Origin of the sequence: Bacillus sp. V59.32b (assembly GCF_003429085.1) — a bacterium.
Classification (GTDB): Bacteria; Bacillota; Bacilli; order Bacillales; family DSM-1321; genus Peribacillus.
In genome coordinates this window covers 68,980-89,980 of the sequence record NZ_QVTC01000017.1, presented here as the reverse complement: position 1 = coordinate 89,980, position 21,001 = coordinate 68,980, and the positions used below count along the sequence as shown (strand labels likewise).

Below are 21,001 nucleotides of genomic sequence, written 5' to 3'. Positions count from 1 at the left end.
ATGACCTCGAGGGGCTGGGCTGCTTACGCTAGACATCAATACATGTTGAAAATTTTATACTTTCTTATCCATAAAAAAGAAGAGAGGGAACATGAATCGTTCCCTCTCTTCTTCCTTTAATTAGAGTTTATCTCTGAAACCGTTTGTCCGGTCAGCTGCTTCATCTTTGATTTCACTTCGAAAAGCATTAATGCTTTCTTCTCTTCTGTGGTTCTTTTCTTTAATTTGCTCGCGTTGTTCACCGGTTGCAAACTCCAGAGAATCATTCGCTTCCTCGATATTAACAATAGTGTTTTGAACCATATCCTGCAGCTTTTCGACATTATCGGATCGGTCATCCGGATTTGGTTTGAAATTGGCCATGATCATACCTCCTCAAATGTGTGGTTCCCTCTTATTTTGTCTTGAATTTCTTTAAATAATAAAAGGAAAAATTTAATTTGTTTACATAATATAATTATGTGAAGGGCGATTATTCACCTTTGGTTTGAATGACTTGAGGATGCTGACCTGACTTATCTCCCATTTGTTTTCCTTTATTGCCGCTGAAACCGCGTGGCTGTGTACCTAGATGACTTGGTACAAAATGTTTAGAGTCTTTCTTTGGATTTCCCATGTTGTATCCCCTCCTATGCATAACTTCTGCAGAAGAGCGGTTAAACATGATTGTCAATTTTTGTTAAACATTAATCCGCTCTCTTTAAATGTCTGTTTTCTAGACGTTCTTCAATCTTTTCCATTAATTTGGCATCCTTTAGCAACTCTTGCTTATTTTCATTGACCAGATCCTCAAAAGACCGCTTTCGTTTCTTCATGGCTTTCACCTTCCCAATTTCCTATTTTATTCATATCCTTGCCAAATTGACGTAAAATTATGACATTCCTATATAAAAAATTTTTTCAATAAAAATAACGGCCCTGAGAAGGAGCCGCCATTTCGTTATTTCATATTGTTTTCCATGATGGATAAATTCATTTCGCCGACGAACTTATTTTTTATTTTCCCTTTCTCATCAATAAAATAAGTGGTTGGCATGGCCAAGATTTGATACCTATCATTGACTTTTTCCGGCTTGCTGTCTAAAAGAATCGGAAAGGTCGCGCCCACGCGGGCGGCAAAAGCGTTCACATCATTTTCGGGATCGATATTGACGGCAAGCACTACCGTATCACTGTCCATATTTTGATAAAATTTTTCCATTTCGGGCATCTCTCTCTGACATGGCGTACACCAGGTAGCCCAGAAATTCAACATAACCGTTTTCCCACGATAGTCGGAGAGCTGAACTGTTTCTCCTTCAAGTGTCTTCAACTCAAAATCCGGCGCTTTGACGCCTACTCTAAGGCCGCCCAGATTATCACTGCTGACTTCTTTTTCTTCAGGGCTCATGGCTTGTACGATCGCAACCGTTAATAAAATAATAAGCACGGCTGCGCCGATTACTTTTTTAATCATATGTGGTCCTCCTAGCTTGATGCGATGAGTAATTATGTAACCAGTTTATGTAAATGGAAAGAATAAGTGATAAGTACATCGATTTCCATGATAACAAGGATTCGAAAGGGAATAAAGTACTTAAGGATATAAAATTAATATAGCATGTATGGACCCCACTTCAAAATCCTCCCGTAAAAAAGAAAAGGCAAACCCCGTAGAGTTTGCCTTTTTCAAAAAATTACGCTTTTAATTTGTCGCGCAATACCATTGGCAGGATTCCGCCGTGACGGTAGTAGTCAATCTCAACATCGCTGTCGAAACGGACAAGTACTTCAAATTCTTTCTTATTGCCGCTTTCGTCAGTAGCAGTAACTTTGACGATGTCACGCGGTTTTACGGTTTCATCGACGTGAACATCAATTGCTTCTTTTCCAGTCAAGCCAAGTACTTCTGCGTTTTCGCCTTCTTTGAATTGAAGAGGAAGAACACCCATAAGTACAAGGTTAGAACGGTGGATACGCTCGAAGCTTTCTGCGATAACTGTTTTGATGCCAAGAAGGTTTGTGCCTTTGGCAGCCCAGTCACGAGAGCTTCCCATACCGTAATCTTTACCGGCTAGAACCGCAAGTCCAGTTCCATCCGCTTTGTATTTCATGCATGCATCATAAATCGCCATCACTTCGCCAGTTGGCCAGTGAGTTGTAAAGCCGCCTTCTGTGCCAGGTGCGATTTGGTTACGGATACGGATGTTAGCGAACGTACCTCGCATCATGACTTCATGGTTACCACGACGGGAACCGTATGAGTTAAAGTCACGTGGCTGCACACCGTTTTCACGCAAGTATTTGCCCGCCGGAGTATCTTTACCGATTGCACCAGCCGGTGAAATGTGGTCAGTTGTTACGGAATCGCCGAACTTACCGACTACGCGTAAGCCTGAAAGGGCATTAACTGTACCAGCATCCGGAGTTAATCCTTCAAAGAATGGAGGGTTCTGAATATAAGTTGATTTGTCATCAAACTGATAAAGCGCCTCGTTGCTTGTTTGGATTTCATTCCAACGTTGGTTGCTGTTGAATACGGTATCATATTCTTTACGGAACAAGTCAGGAGTAACCGTTTGTTTAACAGCTTCATTGATTTCTTCGTGTGTTGGCCAAATATCGCTAAAGAAAACATCGTTGCCGTCTTTATCTTTCCCAAGTGCTTCTTTTTGAAGGTCAACATCCACAGTTCCAGCAAGTGCATACGCAACTACCAATGGTGGAGAAGCAAGATAGTTCGCCTTAACTAATGGATGGATACGTCCTTCAAAGTTACGGTTACCAGAAAGGACAGATGTTACAAGAAGATCCGCTTCAGCAACAGCCGCTTCGATTTCTTCAGCCAATGGACCGGAGTTACCGATACATGTTGTACATCCATAACCAACTAGGTTGAAACCTAATTTTTCCATGTATGGAAGCAGCCCGGAATCGCGAAGATAACCAGTAACAACTTTGGAACCAGGAGCTAAAGATGTTTTTACATAATCAGGAACAGTAAGCCCTTTTTCCACTGCTTTCTTGGCAACAAGACCAGCGCCAAGCATTACATATGGGTTTGAAGTGTTTGTACAGCTTGTGATCGCAGCGATTGCGATTGCACCTGTTTTCATAGTTGTTTCGCGGCCGTCAGCGAATTTCACTGTCACTTCTTTATTGATTTCTTCAGGCTTCAACCCGAATCCCTGGTTGCCCATAGGAGCATCAATTGCATCCTTGAAGGATGATTTCATTTGAGAAAGCGGAATCAAATCTTGCGGGCGCTTAGGTCCTGAAAGGTTTGGTTCAATTTCAGAAAGGTTGATTTCAACCACATCTGTATAAGTTGGATCTTCTTTATCAGCTGTGTAGAATAAACCGTTTTCTTTGCTATAAGTTTCAACGATCTTGATTTGCTCTTCATCACGGCCAGTTAGACGCAAGTAAGCGATTGCTTCACTATCAACCGGGAAGAATCCGCAAGTCGCGCCGTATTCAGGTGCCATGTTTGCGATTGTCGCACGGTCAGCAAGTGGAAGGTAACCTACACCTGGTCCAAAGAATTCTACAAACTTGCCGACTACACCTTTTGCTCTTAGAACTTGAGTTACTTTCAAGGCAAGGTCAGTTGCAGTTGTTCCATTAGGAAGCTTGCCAGTCAGCTTAACACCGATAACTTCAGGAACCGGGAAGTAAGAAGGCTGTCCAAGCATACCTGCTTCCGCTTCAATACCGCCGACGCCCCATCCAAGAACACCGATACCGTTGATCATTGTCGTATGTGAATCGGTACCGAACAATGTATCCGGGAATACTTCGTGATCGCCGTTTGGCGTTTCGATTGCGTGCACGACATTTGCAAGGTATTCCAGGTTAACCTGGTGAACGATACCAGTTGCAGGAGGAACAGCACGATAGTTATTGAATGATTTTTGAGCCCAGCTTAAGAACTGGTAACGCTCGGTGTTACGTTCGAATTCAAGGTCCATGTTTACTGCTAATGAATCCATCGTTCCTGCTTTATCTACCTGGACAGAGTGGTCAATAACTAGATCAACCGGAATATCAGGATTGATTTTATCCGGATCTCCGCCAAGAGCTGCCATTGCATTACGCAAAGAAGCGAGGTCTACCACTGCAGGCACACCTGTAAAGTCTTGCAGGATTACACGTGAAGGCTTGAATGGTACATCAATTTCCTTTTGTTCGCTTGTGCCCCATCTAGCAAGGTTTTCAACATGCTCTTTCGTGATCACTCGCCCGTCAACCTGGCGAAGCACCGCCTCAAGCAAAACCTTGATGGAATATGGCAGACGAGAAACCTTGCCTGCTCCCGCTTTTTCTAAAGCATCCAAACTGTAATAGTTGTAGCGTTTTCCGTTAATCTCAAAGGAAGAACGCGCTTGGTACACATCATTTTTTGTCATCGATTTACTACCCCCTATTAAATTGTCAAAAAAAATTTGCACATAAGAAGTAAAACGTGGTGGTGTGCTACCGCACAAAAAACCAAGTCTACTAAACTAAATATAAATAAAATCAAGCTTCTTGTCGAAAAGTTCGAATTTTCACCCATCCTCACTTTTCTTACAATTTAATATTAATATAAGATTAGATATAAGTAAATAACAAGAAAGTTATTATATTTGATAAGTTTATCTTATACGCAAGCTTTCATATGCTTTCATTTCCTTATTATATAAACGTTTAGAATTGTAGACCTTCAAATTATTGATTTTCCAACATAGTATTTTAGCTGTTTTTAGAAAATAAATGGATATGTGACCGATATAAATTATATACATTCATAGGGAAAGATGGTGTTCTGGTTGTTTCAAATATTAAATACTTTAGCCATCGGGTTGATTGCATCTTATTTTTTAGATTTTTATAAGTCTAAAAGAGATCTTAAAGTCGATAAAAGCTTAATAATCGTCTCATCGATGATAGTCTTTTTTGTTCTTTCTTTATTCTTTAATAACATTTTCTTTTATGCCCTGCCGCTTCCTGTATTATTTGTCATCGCCGTAGCCACAGATATTAATAAGATAAGGAAAAAACGACAGAAACGTTAATACTAAATGAAGTGAAAGTTGTGTATAGAACTGATAAAGTCGTTATAGAATTTTAAAGTTCTGGAAGTGTCTTATCGAAGATATTTCCATTTGGTAGTTGATAGCTTTCACCACTCTTTTACAACGATCGGAAACTTTCTTGTGATAACACGATTGCTATCCTGTTTCCCCCTTTTTTTAAAAGGTTTTGTCGAAGCTCTTCTATTCATTTATACCATGTTACATAATGAATCTGTAGCTTGCTCAAAATTATGATGATGAATTCATAGAAGGGAGAATTATTATGTCTCAGAACAATCCGATTGAAACTGAAAGTGATCTTCCACCTAAAATAGGAAAACCCGCCACACGTGCACTAACAGCAGCTGGATTTTCGAGACTTGAACAGTTTACTAAGGTCACCGAGGCGGATGTCTTAAAGTTACATGGTATGGGTCCAAAAGCTCTGGGAATAATCCGGCTAGCTCTTGAAGCCAAAGGTCTATCTTTTACTAACAAATCATAGATTCTTCTCTGAGTGTTAACTGTAATTTTTCTATTCCGGCTCCATGTCGTATACTTATTTGAAACAAAACACTCATGGTTATGCCTACTCTTTAAACAAAGAGGATACATGATTACTTAAAAACCAGATAATTTTTTGTTTCCCAACTTTTTCATGCGCTTAAAATAAATTCAATTGTGTGGTGAATATCATGTGTCGGAATTAGAACTTCCATATACAGTGAAAACTTAGTATATGTCTTAAAAAAAGCTGTTAATGAAGAACCACCCACCCTATCTCATCAAGAAATTGCTGATTGGTGTTACAGATACTTTTTTTGGTGGGATGATTATCAAGAGCTGCATAAATATCACTTTACTCCTGCAGAGGAAACAGCTTCTGCGATTGCATATGATATAGATTGTCAATGGGAATTATATCTCGTAAACACCTATAGTATAGATGAACTTCAAAATCTCGATACTTCCTTAGTTCACCTACCTATAGAATGGTTTGAAAAATGGCTCAATAAATTGAGCAAAATATTAGAAACATAGTACAAAATTAGTATATACCACTTTTTTTACATATATCTTTTTTTCCAAAGGATGAGATAGCTCACTCCGTTTAATATCTTAATCGAAAACTCTACCGGTTTCCTATCAAATCTAAGCTTTCGGGTTAAATGGATTAATACTCCAAGATTTGCTTATTTCTTTTCATTTACCTAAATAACGAATTATTAGAACATATTCCCACGAACATTTCCTATCCCTATTAGTTTCGCAAATATAAATACTGCTTCGTTGTCATCCAAGAAAATCCTCTTATTAAGCTACTCCATTAATCCATTAAGTCAAAGGAATTAGATTAAATCTGGGATGATTACAGTCCATAATATCAAGAAGAACTTTTATATATCAAACTCACATTGTCAGTTGTTGTAAATCAGAGAATCTTATATAATATAATAGCTAATAGCAATATAATGAGAAATCATTTTTTAAATAGATGGGGGAAAAGGAGAATTAATATGGCCAATGATAAAGAGATCGTAAAACAGCTAACGCGGATTGCTGATGCCCAGGAGAATATAGCTACGCTCTCTAAAGCAGAAGAGAAAGATAAAGCATCTGGATCAGAGAATTTGTCAGATGAAGAAAAAATGAAAAGGTTTATAGAATCGAATAAAGAAAAAGAAAAGTAAGCTAAACATACATCTACTCCTTCGCTTGAGAAGGAGTTTTTATTTGTTTTAAAATAGTAATCGTCTAATAAAACGTTGATATTACCATTATGAATACATATAATTTTATAAACGCCTCTGTAGCTCTAGAAGGGAAGAGCGCCGGAAAACATTGTAGCACCGGGTCGCAAGGTAAGCGTTTCAGAAGCACCGAAAGCAAATAAGCTGAGGCAGGTGAAAATCCTGCCGGTGAAAATCCGTAGGGAAGCGTGTTCTCCCCTAGCCTATGCTTAACATTTGTGAGTGCGGGTTCGAATCCCGTCAGAGGCATTTTTAGACAATAAGAAACAAACCCGACTTTTCCTAAAGCTAAAGGTCGGGTTTAGTAGTTATGGAATGGCAGTGACATTGACACAATCAAATAGTCGATTTCTTAACACCGATCTTTGCCAATGCCTGCTTCATTGAACTAAACGTCGGGAGACCGCTGAAGTCCAAGCCTAATTGGATAGCGGTTTGTGCTACTTCCGGACGGACTCCGGAAATATAGGTTTTGATTCCTAATAAACCGAGTACTTCGGTCAACTTGAATAATTCACTCGCTACCATCATGTCAATGATTGGTACAGCTGATACATCGATAAAAAGTTTGTTTATTTTGCTTTCCACACATTTTTGCGGTGTGATCTCAAGGATGGACCTTGCCCGCTTTGTATCAATGTCTCCGACCAAAGGTAGAACCGCTATTCCTTCTAAAATAGGGATCAGCGGCGAACCCAATTCATTGATTAATGTTTGTTGGTCCATTAGCCTGCTGTAGGTAATGTCATTATATTTCTTAGAAAACATATAATTCAGTTGATCAAAAGCAGAGTTATATGTAGCACTCCAACTGGTAATCTTCCCTGTCGTCACCATTTCGTTGTTTTCAAAAATAAATGTCTCAATATACTCCCATATGGTTTGCCTTGTTTTACTCAGAGCCTCTAAAACCTCATGGATGGGAATTTGGTTTTCGACTCTGCTCTGAGCAACGGTATTCGCCCATTTCTCCAGGTAATTACCAAATGCATCGCTATCTTCCAGAAAAGCGCTGGCAAGAGTCTTTATCGTCAAAGCATGCTGTGAACTTAACTCTTCTTCTATGACAGGGTTGGTATTTTTATTATAAAATGGGCCGGATAGTTCCTTCCTCTGACGAAACCATTCCTCGGTAATATATTTTGTGTTTTCCACTATGTACGCATACAGTTGTTGATCTATAGAATTCAATTGACTTCCCCTCTTCACTAAGCTTTCTATATTTCCTATTATATATGATAGTCGGGAATTGCCACAAATTGATTGTATAAATATACTTCCCTGCTCACAAGCTAAGTGTGGAGGTGTTGGATGATGGCAAAACGTAAAGCGAACCATGTGATTCCGGGCATGAATGCAGCAAAAGCCCAGGGGATTGGCGCCGGATACAATGAGGAGTTTTCCAACGAGCCCCTGACAGAAGAGCAGAAACAAAACAATAAAAAACGCAAGAAAAACCAATAATAAATCTAGGCTGGTCTTGAATATCAAGGCCGCCTTTTTAATTTTCGCCATTATATTTATTGATATAATGAACTCAAATCTTTTTATTTTGCGGAGGTAATTATGAACATGAAAGGGTTTAGCCATGTGACCATTAATGTCTCATCCTTGGAGAAATCTCTGGACTTTTACGGTGGAATACTTGGAATGAACATTGTCCATAAAGGCAATAAAGATGCTTATCTTGAATGGGGTGATGCTTGGGTTTGTCTTTTGGAGAGGCATGAAAAAGCAGAGCAGAGCGACAGCCTGGGTGTAGATCATGTAGCATTTTTCATTGCCGAGTCTGAGTTCGATCAAGCTGCGGGTCATTTACAAAATAATGGTATTCGGATAATCCGTGGTCCTGAAAAGAGAGGTATCGGTTCATCCGTTTATTTTCTTGATCCTGACGGGACTCAGTTAGAATTTCACACTTCTACCCTTGCTGAGCGAATGACCGTATGGAAATAAAAGTATCACTTAAAGGGAGTTATCATTCACAACTCCCTCTTTGTATTGAAGTGAAATCATTCAGAGTCTTTTAAGATGTTCTTAAGCCCCTTTAAATATTCCTCTAATTGTACCCGCTGATGCTCAGAAGCATTTTCAAGGGCATTTTCGATTTGCTGGAAGGCTTCGTTAACTTCCTGTTTTAAATGGGATAGTTGGCCTCCATAGTCAGCGTCATCACGTTCGATGTCCGAATACACATCAACCGCTTCCTTTACGCCTTGTTGCACGGCTTGAAATGCCTGCTGTTTGTTTTTGTGGTATGGCATGATGCTCAACTCCTTAATGATGATTGTTTTGTTAGGATTTACATCTCACATAATTTTATGTACCACCACCAACCCCAACCAGAATATAAAGAGTCGATCTTAGGCATCTTACTAATGTAAGCCAATACGTGCTTACAGTTTGAATGATGCTTCTTTGGGTAATGGAGGGGATCAGATTGAATAAAAACGATGCGAAGGATATACGCAACAATGCCGGCAAGGTACCACATTCCGGACAGCCTGAACCGCTAAGCGGATCCAAAAAAGTAAAAAACCGCAACCACAGCCGCCAAAAACATAACAGCAGTCACGATATGTAAAAAAAAGCAGGAGTCCTATGATAGGACTTTCTGCTCCAATTACAAGTTTATCTTCTGTAAAACCGTTGCCATTTCATAAATTTCCTCGCTCGTTACTGTTCTCATATCAAACAAAAGCTCATCCTGCTTGATCCTTGTAATCACTGGCGGATTCGCCATCCGCAGTTTCTCATGGAGTTCATTTGCGGATATAAGCTCTTGCCTAATCGAAACGGCATATGTCGGAATTTCCACCCCTGGCATCGTACCACCGCCAATAGCGCTTGTTTCTTGGACCATTGCTGTCGTAAAACCACGTTCGCTCTCTTTTACAAGCTTTTCGAAAAGATTGGCTTTCTTCCGCAATACATCCTCACTCTGCATGATATCCCTGATCGTTGGAATGTTGTCTGCCGCTGTTTGCCCCTTCATATAATCTGCTAGAGTAGCCTCAAGTGCGGCAAGCGTCATTTTATCAACGCGCAGTACTCTTGCCAGTTGATGCTTTTTCAGGATGTCGATATATTTCTTTTTACCAGCGATGATCCCTGCCTGTGGCCCGCCGAGCAACTTATCACCACTGAATGTGACTAAGTCTGCCCCGGTTTCCACAACCGCTTTTACGATGGGCTCTTCCCCTATCCCCTCTTTTTCAAGGTCGTATAACACTCCGCTGCCAAGATCTTCATAGAAAAGGACATGGTCATGCTTGGCTGCTAAATCTATCAACTCCGGTGCTTCCACCGTTTCGGTAAAGCCGATCATTTTAAAGTTGGACGTATGCACTTTCATCAAAATAGCTGTCTCATCGGTAATCGCTTGCTCATAGTCAGGCAAATGCGTTTTATTGGTCGTACCGACTTCAACAAGGCTGGCCCCACTTTCTTCCATGATTGATGAAACTCGAAAAGATCCGCCGATTTCCACCAGCTGGCCGCGGGATACAATCACTTCTTTTTGGTTAGCAAGAGCTCGGAGAACGAGAAACACAGCCGCCGCATTGTTATTCACGACCATCGCCGCTTCAGCTCCGGTAATTTCCATAATCCAGCTTTCGATATGGCTATGCCGTGAACCCCTCTCCCCTTCTTCCAGCTTATATTCGAGATTGGAATAATTTCTGGCGACATCCACTACATGCTGGATCGCTGCCTCGCTTAACCGGGAACGGCCCAGATTAGTATGTATGACGGTACCCGTCGCGTTAATCACCCTGTTTAGTCGATAAGAATATTTCTCATCAATCGTTCGATGGACATTATCAAACAGGCTCATCACAAAACCAGCTGTACCCGGTTCCGCCTCTTTCCATTCCTCTTTTTGTATGAGCTGCCGTACCTCTTGCAGTGTTTCTTTTAAAATGGCCGTCAGCGTTTTTTCATCATAGCCGTCATTTTTTATCAAATCCAAAAACCGGTCATGCTTCTGCAGTTCATGTACCGGCGGGATCAGTCGTAAAAGCTGTTGAACCACAGAGGTCCCTCCTATATTTTGATTTACCTATTATATCATTTTTCACGAAATGGCAGGAAATACATAGAATGAAGCAAAGGTACGTGGAGGAATGGCAATGTCGAAGGATCATCGCGATGACAACAATGTGAAGGCGGGCCAATTTGACAAAATGATGGAAAAGTATTTCCTTGACCCAAATACGAATTTACTCGATCAATACACCTATAGAGTGGATATATTTGAGTGCAATGAAGAATACATCGTGGAAGCTTTGTTTGACGAAAAGAAACCTAAAAAAATAAAGATAAAAGCGAATGGCAAGCAACTGGTTATCACTGCCTATGTTAAAACTAAGGCTGATTCAGATGAAAAACCTACCGAACGTACGGTTCCCTTTCCCTTTTCCATCAGCAGTAAAAAAATCACTGCAGTCTTCAGCAATAATATTTTAGAGATTAGGATATCCAAAAAAGACGCCGTTTTTTCTTCCCAAAAGGAAATCATCATTCACTGTTAAAAAGGATGACCGTTATCATCCTTTTTCTATTGCCCATTTGCACCTCATATTCCATACCAGACACCTCCATGCAAGTCATTTTAATATAAATAATTTCTTTAACAAAAATCGGAGCTTATCCATAGCGTATAAATGAAATAATGAATTATACTAGGAAAGATGGAGGTGGATGAACTGATGACAGAACATGAAAAGATCCGGCTTACAGCCATGTCAACCAAAGCTGGTTGAGGCTGCAAAATTGGTCCCGAGGACCTGGCGCAAGTTTTGCGTCTTTTACCAAAACAAAATCCAATTCCTGAGCTGATTGTAGGCAACGAAACATCAGACGATGCAGGAGTTTATAAACTGACAGATGAAATCGCCCTCATTCAGACGGTGGACTTTTTTACGCCGATTGTCGATGATCCGTATATGTTCGGCCAGATCGCCGCTGCAAATTCTCTGAGTGATGTCTATGCCATGGGCGGTGAGCCTAAAACGGTGCTGAATATCGTCGGCTATCCAATCAAAAAACTCGGGGGCGAAATGCTCGCCGAAATCCTCAAGGGTGCGCAGGATAAAGTGGCAGAAGCAGGCGCTATCACTGCGGGCGGCCATTCCATCGATGACCAGGAACCGAAGTTTGGTTTATCGGTTACCGGGATTGTGCATCCAGACAAGATTTGGAAAAATATCGGCTCCAAGCCAGGTGACCTGTTAGTACTGACTAAGCCGATCGGTGTCGGGATCCTGACTACTGGGATTAAGCGAAATGCCGTCAATCCTGAGCAGGAGAAAGCCGTTACCGAAACAATGGCCATGTTGAATAAGCTTTCGGCCGAAACGTTAAAGCCTTTCCATCCTCATGCTGTGACCGATGTAACCGGATTCGGTTTATTGGGACATGCCAGTGAAATGGCAGGCGGCAGCGAAGTGAGCTTCGAGATTTTCAGCGATAAAGTCCCTGTATTGGAAGGTGCCCATAAACTTGCGGCCGAAGGAATTATCCCAGGCGGTTCAAAGTCAAACCATTCCTGGCTAGCCGGTAATGTGTTGTATCCAAAGAGCATGCCTTTGGAAGAACAGTTAGTTCTATGTGATGCGATTACTTCCGGTGGTTTGCTTGTAAGCATCCCTGAGAACGAAGCTAACGAATTTATCGCCAACCTGCATGAAGCCGGTATGTCGAATGCAGCAATCGTCGGTGCTGTAACGGAAAAACGAGAAAAAACAATATACGTATTATAAAGAGAAAAATCCGTTTGAGCGACTCAAACGGATTTTTTTATAGCCATATTCTGTTGTTTCCTTCGCGTCGGGTAAGCTTTTCGCTGTCCAGCCTTTCTAGGAAAGGAATCATATATTTCCGCGATAGGCCAAGAATCTCTTTAGCGTCTGCTACTTCAAAGGAAGTTCCTGTGTGTTCCTTGAGCCTATTTACTGCTTCCGTGAAAATATCAACGGAAAGATAGAATTTATCATCCAGTGGTACTATCCAATTTTCCCCATGAAGAAAGCGGGTTAATTCCGGACGGATGGTTTCTGGAATGCCAGCATCTTGGAGATAATTTTCCAGATAGCGTACCTGCAAGCTATCCTGCTTTATTGCCTCTAACATACCTTCCACCCGTTTGCTCCAATTTTTCGGAATATGGGGTGCAAAGTCAGCGGTGAAGAAAAATTGGCCGTCTCTTTTCCAAATGTCTTTTTCTTCACCAAGGGTTAACACAAATTCAAGCAGTGCTTTTGGGGAAACAGCTTGAAGCCCTTGGATGACCTCTGCTTTGTTGAGGCCCTTCCTCATTGGATTCGCCTGCTCGTACTCCTTCAATCGATCATACACTTCTTCAGTAAGGTTATCGATTACCCGCTTGGTCGTGTATTGTCCCTGTCCATATTCGTTGAATTCACTCTGATCCAATACCTGAATGATTTCTTCTTCGGGGAGGGACGTGCGCGTCATTAACTCATTAACGGACAAGCCTTTTGATTCCATCAAAGCTGAAATGATCCGCTCCTCCGGGTTGCCTTCTTTTTTCCTGGCCAATTCTTCAATCGTCTTCATGCCAAACCGGTATTTATCTCCCTTTGGATCAATGACCCAGCCGCCGCCTATCGTTTCCTGCGGGCTTGGACGGCGCAGGATAAAACGGTCGCCCCTCTTTGTAACGATTTCTTCTTCTAGCCGAAGCTGACAGAGAATCTCTCCATTTTCTGAACCCATTTCATTTCTGTCAAAAAAGACAATCCGCCCCATTACCTCGGAAGTGCCAATATGGCATTTAATCGGCATTCTTTGTTTGACAATATGCTCCAGGTCACCGGTTGTTCTTAACGAAACATCCAAAGTTTTAGTGACGATGAACTGCTCGGAAGATACCAGGACATCTCCGCGTTCGATATCTTCTTTTGCGACTCCGGAGAGATTGACCGCTGCTCTCTGGCCTGCGAAAGCACGAATAGCAGGCTTATGATGGACCTGCAGCTGTCGGGCTTTCGTCCCAAGGTTTTTGGGAAGTATGAGCAAAGACTGCCCCTCTTCCACGGACCCTTCATAGACGGTTCCGCGGATAACAGTTCCCTGCCCTTTCACAGTAAACACCTGATCGATTGGTAGCCTGAACGGCCCTTTGGTATCCCTGGATTCCAGGGTTCCCAGTTCTGCCAGGATAAGCTGTCTCAACTCTTCTATCCCTTTTTTCGATAAACTGTCCACCATAATTACCGGGGAATCTTTAAAGATGCTTTCTTCGAGCTCAAGCACAATCTCTTCCTTGACCAAGTCAAGGAAGTCCGCTTCCACCTTGTCACTTTTCGAAATCGCAACAATCCCTCTTTTGATACCTAAAAAGTCCAAGATCTCCAAGTGTTCCTTCGTTTGTGGCATAACCCCTTCGTCAGCGGCAACCACAAGTACAACTAAATCAATCCCCGCCACTCCTGCGATCATTTGCCGAATAAATCGTTCATGTCCCGGGACATCGATGACCGAAACCTGCAACTCTTCATTTTCATAAAGAGGTGCAAATCCCAATTCAATCGATATTTGCCGTTCCTTTTCTTCTTTTAGGCGGTCGGTATCTACATTGGTCAGCGCTTTTGTAAGCGACGTCTTCCCATGGTCAATATGCCCGGCCATTCCGATTGTAAAATGCTTTTTCATCACGGACATCCTTTTTCACTGAAATAGAAGCGCTCCGATAGCCCCGCTGTATTCCCCTTTTTCCAGAAAAAGTGGCTGGCAGCCGAAAGCTGTTGTAGCATCTGATAGCATGAGTTGTATCGGCTTATTGCCAGCCACCGTTCCGCCGATATAAACAATATCCTTTACTTGATGAATACCCGCTGCCTGTACCGCTAACAGCATAATTGTTTGGGCTATCATCCCGGTTAAAGCGGCAATTGCATCTTCTTTCTTTGCACTGCTTAAGCCTGAAGCTTTTCCGAAGTTGCTTGCTGTAAAGTGTCCGGGAATGGGAGGTTCTAGTGGTGCATAGATGTCTTTCACCTGCAGATCCATTTCCGAACGGCTGCCCTTTTCTGCAAGGGAAACGACCTCTCTGAAATCATCTTCGCCCGACAGTAAATAAGCCAAGCCAAGAAATGTCCCGCCTCCAACCCCGGTTCCAATAATCCTTTCGGAAGAATTCTCTGTAAGTAAATGGAGCGAGGTACCGGTTCCGACATTTACAACAATGCAGCGGTCCACTGATTGTTTAGCCTCCTGCTTCAGCAGAAAAGCTGCCCCTTCCACAGTTGCTTCAAATTCATCGATTACTTTAGCAGGCAAAGTCAGTTTTTCCTGAACGCGCCCGCTTTTTCCTCCGGTGATACAAATTCTAGCTTCTGGGGCAATAATCGAGAGCCACTTGATAAGCGATGACAAATCATGATAGGAATAAGTTTTCACATGTAGCTTTTCTTCTTCAAAATAAGCCAACTTAATAAGCGAACCACCAGCATCAATCCCAATCCTTTTCACTGTCATCACGAATCCCTCTCTTTATCTATTATAATTGCTATGAAATTGATTATAGCACCTTGAACACAGGTTTGAGGAACAATTGAACTTCCGCTTTACGCACCGAAAAATTGAAATTCAGTCGAGCTTCCTTTTTGAGTCGAAATAACTTCAAGCCGGGCATCAATCCGTTCCTTCAGCTCCGGTACGTGGGAGATGATCCCAACGAGCCTTCCGCTGCTTTGGATATCCATTAACGCTTCAATTGCGTTGTCCAGGGATTCGGGATCGAGCGTCCCAAATCCTTCATCAATGAACATCGTTTCAAGCGAAATGCCGCCTGCATATTGTTGGACTACATCCGCAAGCCCGAGCGCCAGAGCGAGAGCAGCCTTAAAGCTCTCTCCTCCTGACAGGGTCTTCACATGGCGTTCCTGTCCGGTATACTGGTCGTAAACAGACAGTTCCAAGCCGCTTTGAATATTCATTCGGGTCGGGTCGATTTTTCGCAGAAGCTGATAGCGCCCGCCTGTCATTTTAAGCAGCCTTGTATTGGCTTCCTTTAAAATGTCATCAAGAAATGCGGCCAGGACATACCGCTCGAATGTGATCCTGAACGGGTTCTGCCCTTTTGAAATTTCATGCAGGTGTCCGATCATCGCATATTTCTCATCAAGCGATTTTTGTTCTTCGATGATGTTTTCAATCTTGTCCGCGATTTCTACATTTTTACTCTTCGCAGTGATTAACTGGTGTTGAAGCTTTCGGACACCTTCCAATTCACTATCGACTAGCAGGAACTTGTTTTGCAGCCCCTCTAAATCCGGCTTTTCGACCCCGTTTAATCTTAATTCAAGATCATGATACAGCCCAGTCACGCTATGAAATTTCTGTTCGTACTCATTGATATATTTTTCAAGCGAGTTGATTTCACTCTCACTTTTCTTGGATGAAGTGTAAGCACCATACGACTCAAACCCTTGTTTTTCCATCTCTTCTTTGAAGTTGTTTCGCTCTTTTTCCAGCTCTTCGTTCAGCTTCTCCAGCTGGTTTACGATTGACTGTTGATTAGCCAAAACAGCTGACTCTGCTTCCTTGAATTTCTGAAGCTGCGCTTGGGATTCCTCCAGAGCAGTCTGCAGCTTTTGATGGGCTGCCATTGCTTTTTTTAACACAAGCTGGTAGGCCTCTTGCGTACGGATTTCTTCAGGGATTGATTCTTTCAAGCCAGAAAGCCTGGCGTTTTTCTCAATGAACTGTGCCTTCACGGTATCTTCGGCTTTTTTCAAGGTTTCCAGTGAAGACTTGGCTGTTGAAGATTTTTTTTTTAAGACGCTCAGCTTTTCATCTAGCTCGGCAAGGGATTCTTTTTTTGACTTTAAATCAGATAATTCTCGTGCCAGATCGGCTTGTTGCTGTTTGTGGTTGTCTTGGTAATCATGAATCCTGGAAATATCAAAGTCTCTAAGGATGCCCTGAATTTCTTCGATTTTTTCTGTAAACACCTTTTTTACAGTGTTATATTGGGATTCAGCCTGATAATATTGAGATTCTGCACTTCCTTTATCTGTTTCAGTCGCAGTAAGGGCAGTTTTTTGCTTGTTTAATGCCTCTTCACTCGGCATATCAACGGGAGGGTGCGCCGGAGATGTATGCTCATGCGAGCCGCAAACCGGGCATGGTTGCCCATGTTCAAGCGTTACTGCAAGCATCCCTGCCTGACTCTTCCGCCAGTCCAATTCGAGCTGCTCCATCTTTTCTTTTTCGATTGAGAATCTTTGCTTGGCGGCCTCAAGACGCTTCTGCTTTTCCTTCACCGTTTCTTGCAGTCTAAGCATTTCTTGATTCGTTGCATTTATCTTACTTAATTTATTTAATAGTTCTTCGTTTTTTTCCAATTTTCTTTCTTTTTCCGCATATAAAACAGCTGCTTTCTCACTATTGTTCTTCTCAAGCAGTAGCCGCTCAGCCTCTTTTTCCATTTCGGCAAGATTGGCTTCCGTAAGTTCTCTCTTTTGGCTGCTTTCCTTCCATTGTCTTTCTAACAGTGTTGTCTTTTCGTTTACTGTTGAAAAGGTCTGAACCGCTTCACTCAGCTGTTGCAGGCGGTGAATTTCGGATAGTGCTTGCTCCCGCTGGGGTGCCTTAGAAAGTTCCGCTTCATAGCTCTTTTCGTTCTGTGCCCTTTCTGTTGCCAAAGCAGCTGCTTTACCCTTCAATTCTTCGAGTTCGCCCGTTACCAGTTTAACCTGTTTGCCGACTCTCAAGTATAATTGTTCCTGCTTTTCCAGCACCCTTGCCTTCTGAGCAAGGGAAATCTGTGATTTGTATTGATCAATTTCTGTTTTCTTCTCTTCCAGCGCTGCCTTTTCCCGCTTCAAGTTCTCCCGTTCAGCAAAGCGCTTCAGCAGTTCTTCCGCTTTGAAGACTTCTGCTTGCACTTGATCTCTTGCCACTTGTTTTTGTTTCATTTCCGCTTCTAGGCCAGTGATTTTCTCCTCACTGCGCTGAATTTCTTCTGCCAGTAATGGGAGCACTAATAGTTCATTGGGTTCATCAGCATTAATGGCAGTAATCAGTTCCTCATTGTCTCCCGCCTGTATTTCCTTCATCAGATGGATTCGGTCGTTTCTGCTTTTCTCGCTGAGTTTACGGAGTTCGGCCGCTTCTTGTTTTAACTTTTCTTCGATTCTTTTATACAATTCCGTATGGAATAGCTTCTGCAAAATTTGTTCTTTATCCTTGCTTTCCGAAGTGAGCAGCTTTCTGAATTCACCCTGCGGTATCATCAGGATTTGTCGGAACTGGTTGGCATCGATCTGCATGATTGTTTTTATTTTCTCGTCGACTTCCCGGACATTGGCACCAAGTAGCTTTTTCTCTCCGGCAGCATCAATTTCATATAGCTCAGCTTTAGAAGTCACCATGACGTAACCTTCACCAGTCTTTTTCTTTCTTTCCTGCTGAGGAGCCCGCCAAATCGAATAGGTTTTTCCGCGCAAGGCAAATTCAAGCGTTACTTCTGTAGAAAGGTCATCGTCTGCAAACTGGCTTCGGAGTTCCTGTCCGTTGCGGTCTTCTCCACTTGCTTTCCCGTAAATCGCAAAGCTGATGCCATCGAAAATCGTCGTTTTTCCCGAGCCGGTCTTACCGGAGATTACAAACATCGTCCGGTTGCCCAATGCCGTAAAATCGATCGTTTCTTTCCCTGCATAGGGCCCGAAAGCCTGCATCGTCAATATAAGAGGTCTCATTTCACAGCTTCCTCCTTTTTGACAGCCTCAATAACCGAGGTCATGACATCACGCTTTGGCCTATCAAACTCTCTTTCTGTCATTTCCTTATAAAACGTTTCAAAAAGGTCCAGCTCGGACTTCTTTTCATCCTTGATAGACGAAAAAGACTGTTTTCGTTTGAGGTCGATAAGATCCCATTTCCGTTCCAGATGAAGAACATTCGGATACACCTGACGTAAACGGTTGATTGGATCGATCAACGAGCCCTCATCCATCAGTGTGATCTTTAAGTAATCTTCTATACTTTGAGACTGGTAGAACCCCGGATCCAGCAGCTCTTCCATGAAGCCTTCGATTTCACGCATATCCTGTTTAGGGGATAGTGAGCGGTAGGAAACATCGAAACTTCCATCCGCCTTCATATCCACAATCGAAATCGATTTCTTTTGCTTCGCCTCTGAAAATGAATATTTCAAAAGGGAGCCCGAATAATAAACGGTTGGGCTTTTAATCGCATCAGGACTATGCAAATGCCCGAGAGCCGTGTAATTGAAAGCATCGAAGCAATCATGCGAAACAACTCCCGATCCTCCTACAGATAGAGCTCTCTCTGAATCGGACGTTTTCCCTCCAATTACAAAGGCATGTCCGACAAATACATTCGGCTCATTATGGTTCAGGGTTTTTTCAATCTTTCCGGCAATGGCTTTCATTGCATCCTGGTGGGAATGAATGCTGTCATCTTCAAGAAGCTGGCGAACGACACCAGGCTCTGTATATGGTACTAAATAAAAGTTAACGCCATTGATATGCACCGGCTCAAAGCCGTTGTCCAGTTTCCCCTGCATATATAAGTGGCTGTGCCGGTACCAGGAAGAACCGAAGGATAAGCGTTCGGCACTGTCGTGATTTCCCGAAATCGCCACAACCGGCGTCTTCATCTCTACATTTATCGTATATAATATTTCATCAAGTAATTCAACTGCTTCGGTCGGCGGAACAGATCGATCATATAAATCTCCGGCAATAACAACCGCATCCGGCTTCTCTTCCTCTACGATTTTAATAAATTGTATGAGAGCATGCCTCTGGTCCTCCGTCATATGTACACCGTGGACGATTTTTCCTAAATGCCAATCGGCCGTATGAATAAACTTCATTTCCATCACTCCGCTCTATCATCTCTATTAAGTATTATAACTCTTTCAATAAGACTCCGTACATATGTTCCAAGAATTGTTATAAAAAAAGACAGATCATTTTTCTGATCTGCCTGCTTGTTTAAACTTAACTAAAAAGATGCTCATACGGTGTCATATTTACTTGTCTTTCGTTAAGCTTTTTTCGCAAAAACTTATGGTCACGTTTCGGAGTTGCCAAAATATAGCCCCTGATGACTAAATCCTCCGTGATTGCAGATACCTTTTCCTCCACGGCCAGTTCACCAATCTTACCGGCAATTTTCTGGCGGGCAATATCCCGAAACAATTCTGGAACAGGCTCCACCAGATCTTCCAGCAGTTCCTTCTGGTCCGCTTTCCATAAATGCCTGGTTTTCCCTACATAATATTCTTCCCAGTCCATATCGGATTTCCCATCTTCCTTAGGAAGCCGCTTCAGAAACTTCCTGAACATGAAAAAGCCGCCAATGGCAAACAGGGAAATCAATACGACTATCCAAAATAGGATAAACCACAAAAACCATCCGCTCAGCACGGCGTTCACCCCAATATAATATGTTTAATAGTTACATTTATTATAGGCTTGATAGATTTCCTTTACAAGGGAATTGTCGGGAGTACATCTTATACTTGCCAGTACTCAACCATAAAGCATGAGAACAACGTTTTTCGAGCGTGCATGTTGATATTTGTTTTTCTCGCTTATATAATAGGAAAGTCTGATTACAGTACGGGGCCGGAAGGGTAGCTGGTGCGCTCCTCGGTCTTCAAAACCGCGTGAGAGGCGCGTGTCGTCTCTGGTGGGTTCGATTCCCACACGGTCCCGCCAAAAATATTGATGTGACAACGATAATTAGAAATCACGATACGATTGAATCCATTGAAGCACTACACGGTTTTTGTGTTAAAAATAGGGAAACCGTTTTAGACCGTTTTATGAGACTGTGTAAGCTTTTCACTTGTAGTCCACTAAATTATTTATAGGGCGCTATTTTTAATGCAGAAAAAACAAGTAATTAGGAAGAACGTCCAGGCTTTTATGAAGAATATAAATCCTAGACAGTCATTGACCGACTGTGTATTAAGGATGGAATCAAGTGCAATTCAGGAAAATCTTTAGTTGAACTTATATAGCTTTTCTGTTCAAAAACCTTATCGTATTTTTCTTTCTTTATTTCCTTACTAGTCATGTCGTTTTTAATTCTAACAATAAAATCTCGAAAATCGGGGTTCAAAGCAGCAATTAAAGTTAGAATCTTTTTCATCTTGCATCATCCTCCAAAAGATTGTTGATTATAGTATTAATCTCTTTCGGCTTT

The 21,001-nt window shown here is 42.1% G+C and carries 21 protein-coding genes and 1 tRNA gene; 8 read left to right on the top strand and 14 right to left on the bottom strand.

The annotated features are described in order from the left end of the window. Positions 1–120: 120 nt before the first annotated feature. The 5 genes from tlp to acnA all read right to left on the bottom strand — a co-directional run bounded on the left by tlp (position 121) and on the right by acnA (position 4,388). The gene (gene tlp, locus D0463_RS05235) at positions 121–363 is read right to left on the bottom strand and encodes a small acid-soluble spore protein Tlp (RefSeq protein ID WP_117305866.1); all 243 of its coding nucleotides are present in this window, start codon (positions 361–363) and stop codon (positions 121–123) included. A gap of 109 nt (positions 364–472) precedes the next feature. Continuing rightward, positions 473–616 (bottom strand): acid-soluble spore protein N, encoded by a 144-nt coding sequence (locus D0463_RS05230; RefSeq protein WP_117305864.1) that lies wholly within the window; start codon positions 614–616, stop codon positions 473–475. Positions 617–686: 70 nt separating this feature from the next. Then, positions 687–815: an FbpB family small basic protein gene (locus D0463_RS05225; protein ID WP_117305908.1), complete on the bottom strand. Its 129-nt coding sequence runs from the start codon at positions 813–815 to the stop codon at positions 687–689. Positions 816–940: 125 nt separating this feature from the next. Next, on the bottom strand, positions 941–1,456 hold the full coding sequence (locus tag D0463_RS05220; protein ID WP_117305862.1) for a peroxiredoxin family protein: 516 nt from the start codon (positions 1,454–1,456) through the stop codon (positions 941–943). A 220-nt stretch (positions 1,457–1,676) separates the two neighbouring features. After that, positions 1,677–4,388, bottom strand: coding sequence for an aconitate hydratase AcnA (acnA, locus tag D0463_RS05215; protein ID WP_117305860.1), 2,712 nt, complete (start codon positions 4,386–4,388; stop codon positions 1,677–1,679). Between the two features lie 931 nt (positions 4,389–5,319). On the opposite strand from acnA, the gene D0463_RS05205 reads away from it, so the two are divergent. Both D0463_RS05205 and D0463_RS19315 read left to right on the top strand, forming a co-directional pair. After that, the gene (locus D0463_RS05205) at positions 5,320–5,541 is read left to right on the top strand and encodes a helix-hairpin-helix domain-containing protein (RefSeq protein WP_117305855.1); all 222 of its coding nucleotides are present in this window, start codon (positions 5,320–5,322) and stop codon (positions 5,539–5,541) included. 1,012 nt (positions 5,542–6,553) lie between these two features. Further along, on the top strand, positions 6,554–6,727 hold the full coding sequence (locus tag D0463_RS19315; RefSeq protein ID WP_160118369.1) for a hypothetical protein: 174 nt from the start codon (positions 6,554–6,556) through the stop codon (positions 6,725–6,727). Between the two features lie 396 nt (positions 6,728–7,123). On the opposite strand, the gene D0463_RS05200 is transcribed toward D0463_RS19315, so the two are convergent. Beyond that, positions 7,124–7,978: an STAS domain-containing protein gene (locus D0463_RS05200; protein WP_160118368.1), complete on the bottom strand. Its 855-nt coding sequence runs from the start codon at positions 7,976–7,978 to the stop codon at positions 7,124–7,126. A 123-nt stretch (positions 7,979–8,101) separates the two neighbouring features. Between D0463_RS05200 and sspO the strand changes: the two genes are divergently transcribed. After that, complete coding sequence (gene sspO, locus D0463_RS19195; protein WP_133299558.1) at positions 8,102–8,251, top strand: small acid-soluble spore protein O; 150 nt, start codon at positions 8,102–8,104, stop codon at positions 8,249–8,251. A 102-nt stretch (positions 8,252–8,353) separates the two neighbouring features. Then, positions 8,354–8,743: a VOC family protein gene (locus D0463_RS05195; RefSeq protein WP_117305851.1), complete on the top strand. Its 390-nt coding sequence runs from the start codon at positions 8,354–8,356 to the stop codon at positions 8,741–8,743. Between the two features lie 56 nt (positions 8,744–8,799). On the opposite strand, the gene D0463_RS05190 is transcribed toward D0463_RS05195, so the two are convergent. Further along, positions 8,800–9,051 (bottom strand): hypothetical protein, encoded by a 252-nt coding sequence (locus D0463_RS05190; RefSeq protein WP_117305849.1) that lies wholly within the window; start codon positions 9,049–9,051, stop codon positions 8,800–8,802. A 161-nt stretch (positions 9,052–9,212) separates the two neighbouring features. On the opposite strand from D0463_RS05190, the gene D0463_RS05185 reads away from it, so the two are divergent. After that, on the top strand, positions 9,213–9,371 hold the full coding sequence (locus tag D0463_RS05185) for a small acid-soluble spore protein P (RefSeq protein ID WP_117305847.1): 159 nt from the start codon (positions 9,213–9,215) through the stop codon (positions 9,369–9,371). Positions 9,372–9,410: 39 nt separating this feature from the next. Here D0463_RS05185 and selA read toward each other — a convergent pair whose 3' ends face one another. Next, a complete protein-coding gene (selA, locus tag D0463_RS05180) occupies positions 9,411–10,823 on the bottom strand; it encodes an L-seryl-tRNA(Sec) selenium transferase (RefSeq protein WP_117305845.1) in 1,413 nt (470 codons plus the stop codon). A gap of 97 nt (positions 10,824–10,920) precedes the next feature. On the opposite strand from selA, the gene D0463_RS05175 reads away from it, so the two are divergent. Both D0463_RS05175 and selD read left to right on the top strand, forming a co-directional pair. Then, positions 10,921–11,322 carry an Hsp20/alpha crystallin family protein gene (locus D0463_RS05175; RefSeq protein WP_117305842.1) on the top strand — a complete coding sequence of 134 codons (402 nt, stop codon included), beginning with the start codon at positions 10,921–10,923 and terminating at the stop codon, positions 11,320–11,322. Positions 11,323–11,499: 177 nt separating this feature from the next. Then, the gene (gene selD, locus D0463_RS05170) at positions 11,500–12,552 is read left to right on the top strand and encodes a selenide, water dikinase SelD (RefSeq protein ID WP_117305840.1); all 1,053 of its coding nucleotides are present in this window, start codon (positions 11,500–11,502) and stop codon (positions 12,550–12,552) included. 37 nt (positions 12,553–12,589) lie between these two features. Here the strand turns inward: selD and selB are convergent, their stop codons facing one another. The 5 genes from selB to D0463_RS05145 form a co-directional block, all read right to left on the bottom strand. Next, positions 12,590–14,467, bottom strand: coding sequence for a selenocysteine-specific translation elongation factor (gene selB, locus D0463_RS05165; protein WP_117305838.1), 1,878 nt, complete (start codon positions 14,465–14,467; stop codon positions 12,590–12,592). 15 nt (positions 14,468–14,482) lie between these two features. Further along, on the bottom strand, positions 14,483–15,292 hold the full coding sequence (gene coaW / locus D0463_RS05160; RefSeq protein WP_117305836.1) for a type II pantothenate kinase: 810 nt from the start codon (positions 15,290–15,292) through the stop codon (positions 14,483–14,485). 89 nt (positions 15,293–15,381) lie between these two features. Next, positions 15,382–18,519 carry an AAA family ATPase gene (locus tag D0463_RS05155; RefSeq protein ID WP_117305834.1) on the bottom strand — a complete coding sequence of 1,046 codons (3,138 nt, stop codon included), beginning with the start codon at positions 18,517–18,519 and terminating at the stop codon, positions 15,382–15,384. Next, positions 18,516–19,661 (bottom strand): exonuclease SbcCD subunit D, encoded by a 1,146-nt coding sequence (locus tag D0463_RS05150; protein ID WP_117305832.1) that lies wholly within the window; start codon positions 19,659–19,661, stop codon positions 18,516–18,518. Before D0463_RS05150 ends, D0463_RS05155 begins: the two co-directional genes overlap by 4 nt. Positions 19,662–19,788: 127 nt before the next feature. Then, positions 19,789–20,217, bottom strand: coding sequence for a DUF2621 domain-containing protein (locus D0463_RS05145; protein WP_117305830.1), 429 nt, complete (start codon positions 20,215–20,217; stop codon positions 19,789–19,791). Positions 20,218–20,414: 197 nt separating this feature from the next. On the opposite strand from D0463_RS05145, the gene D0463_RS05140 reads away from it, so the two are divergent. Next, positions 20,415–20,511, top strand: a tRNA-Sec gene (locus D0463_RS05140). A 226-nt stretch (positions 20,512–20,737) separates the two neighbouring features. Here D0463_RS05140 and D0463_RS05135 read toward each other — a convergent pair. Then, positions 20,738–20,947: a hypothetical protein gene (locus tag D0463_RS05135; RefSeq protein ID WP_117305828.1), complete on the bottom strand. Its 210-nt coding sequence runs from the start codon at positions 20,945–20,947 to the stop codon at positions 20,738–20,740. Between the last annotated feature and the right edge of the window lie 54 nt (positions 20,948–21,001).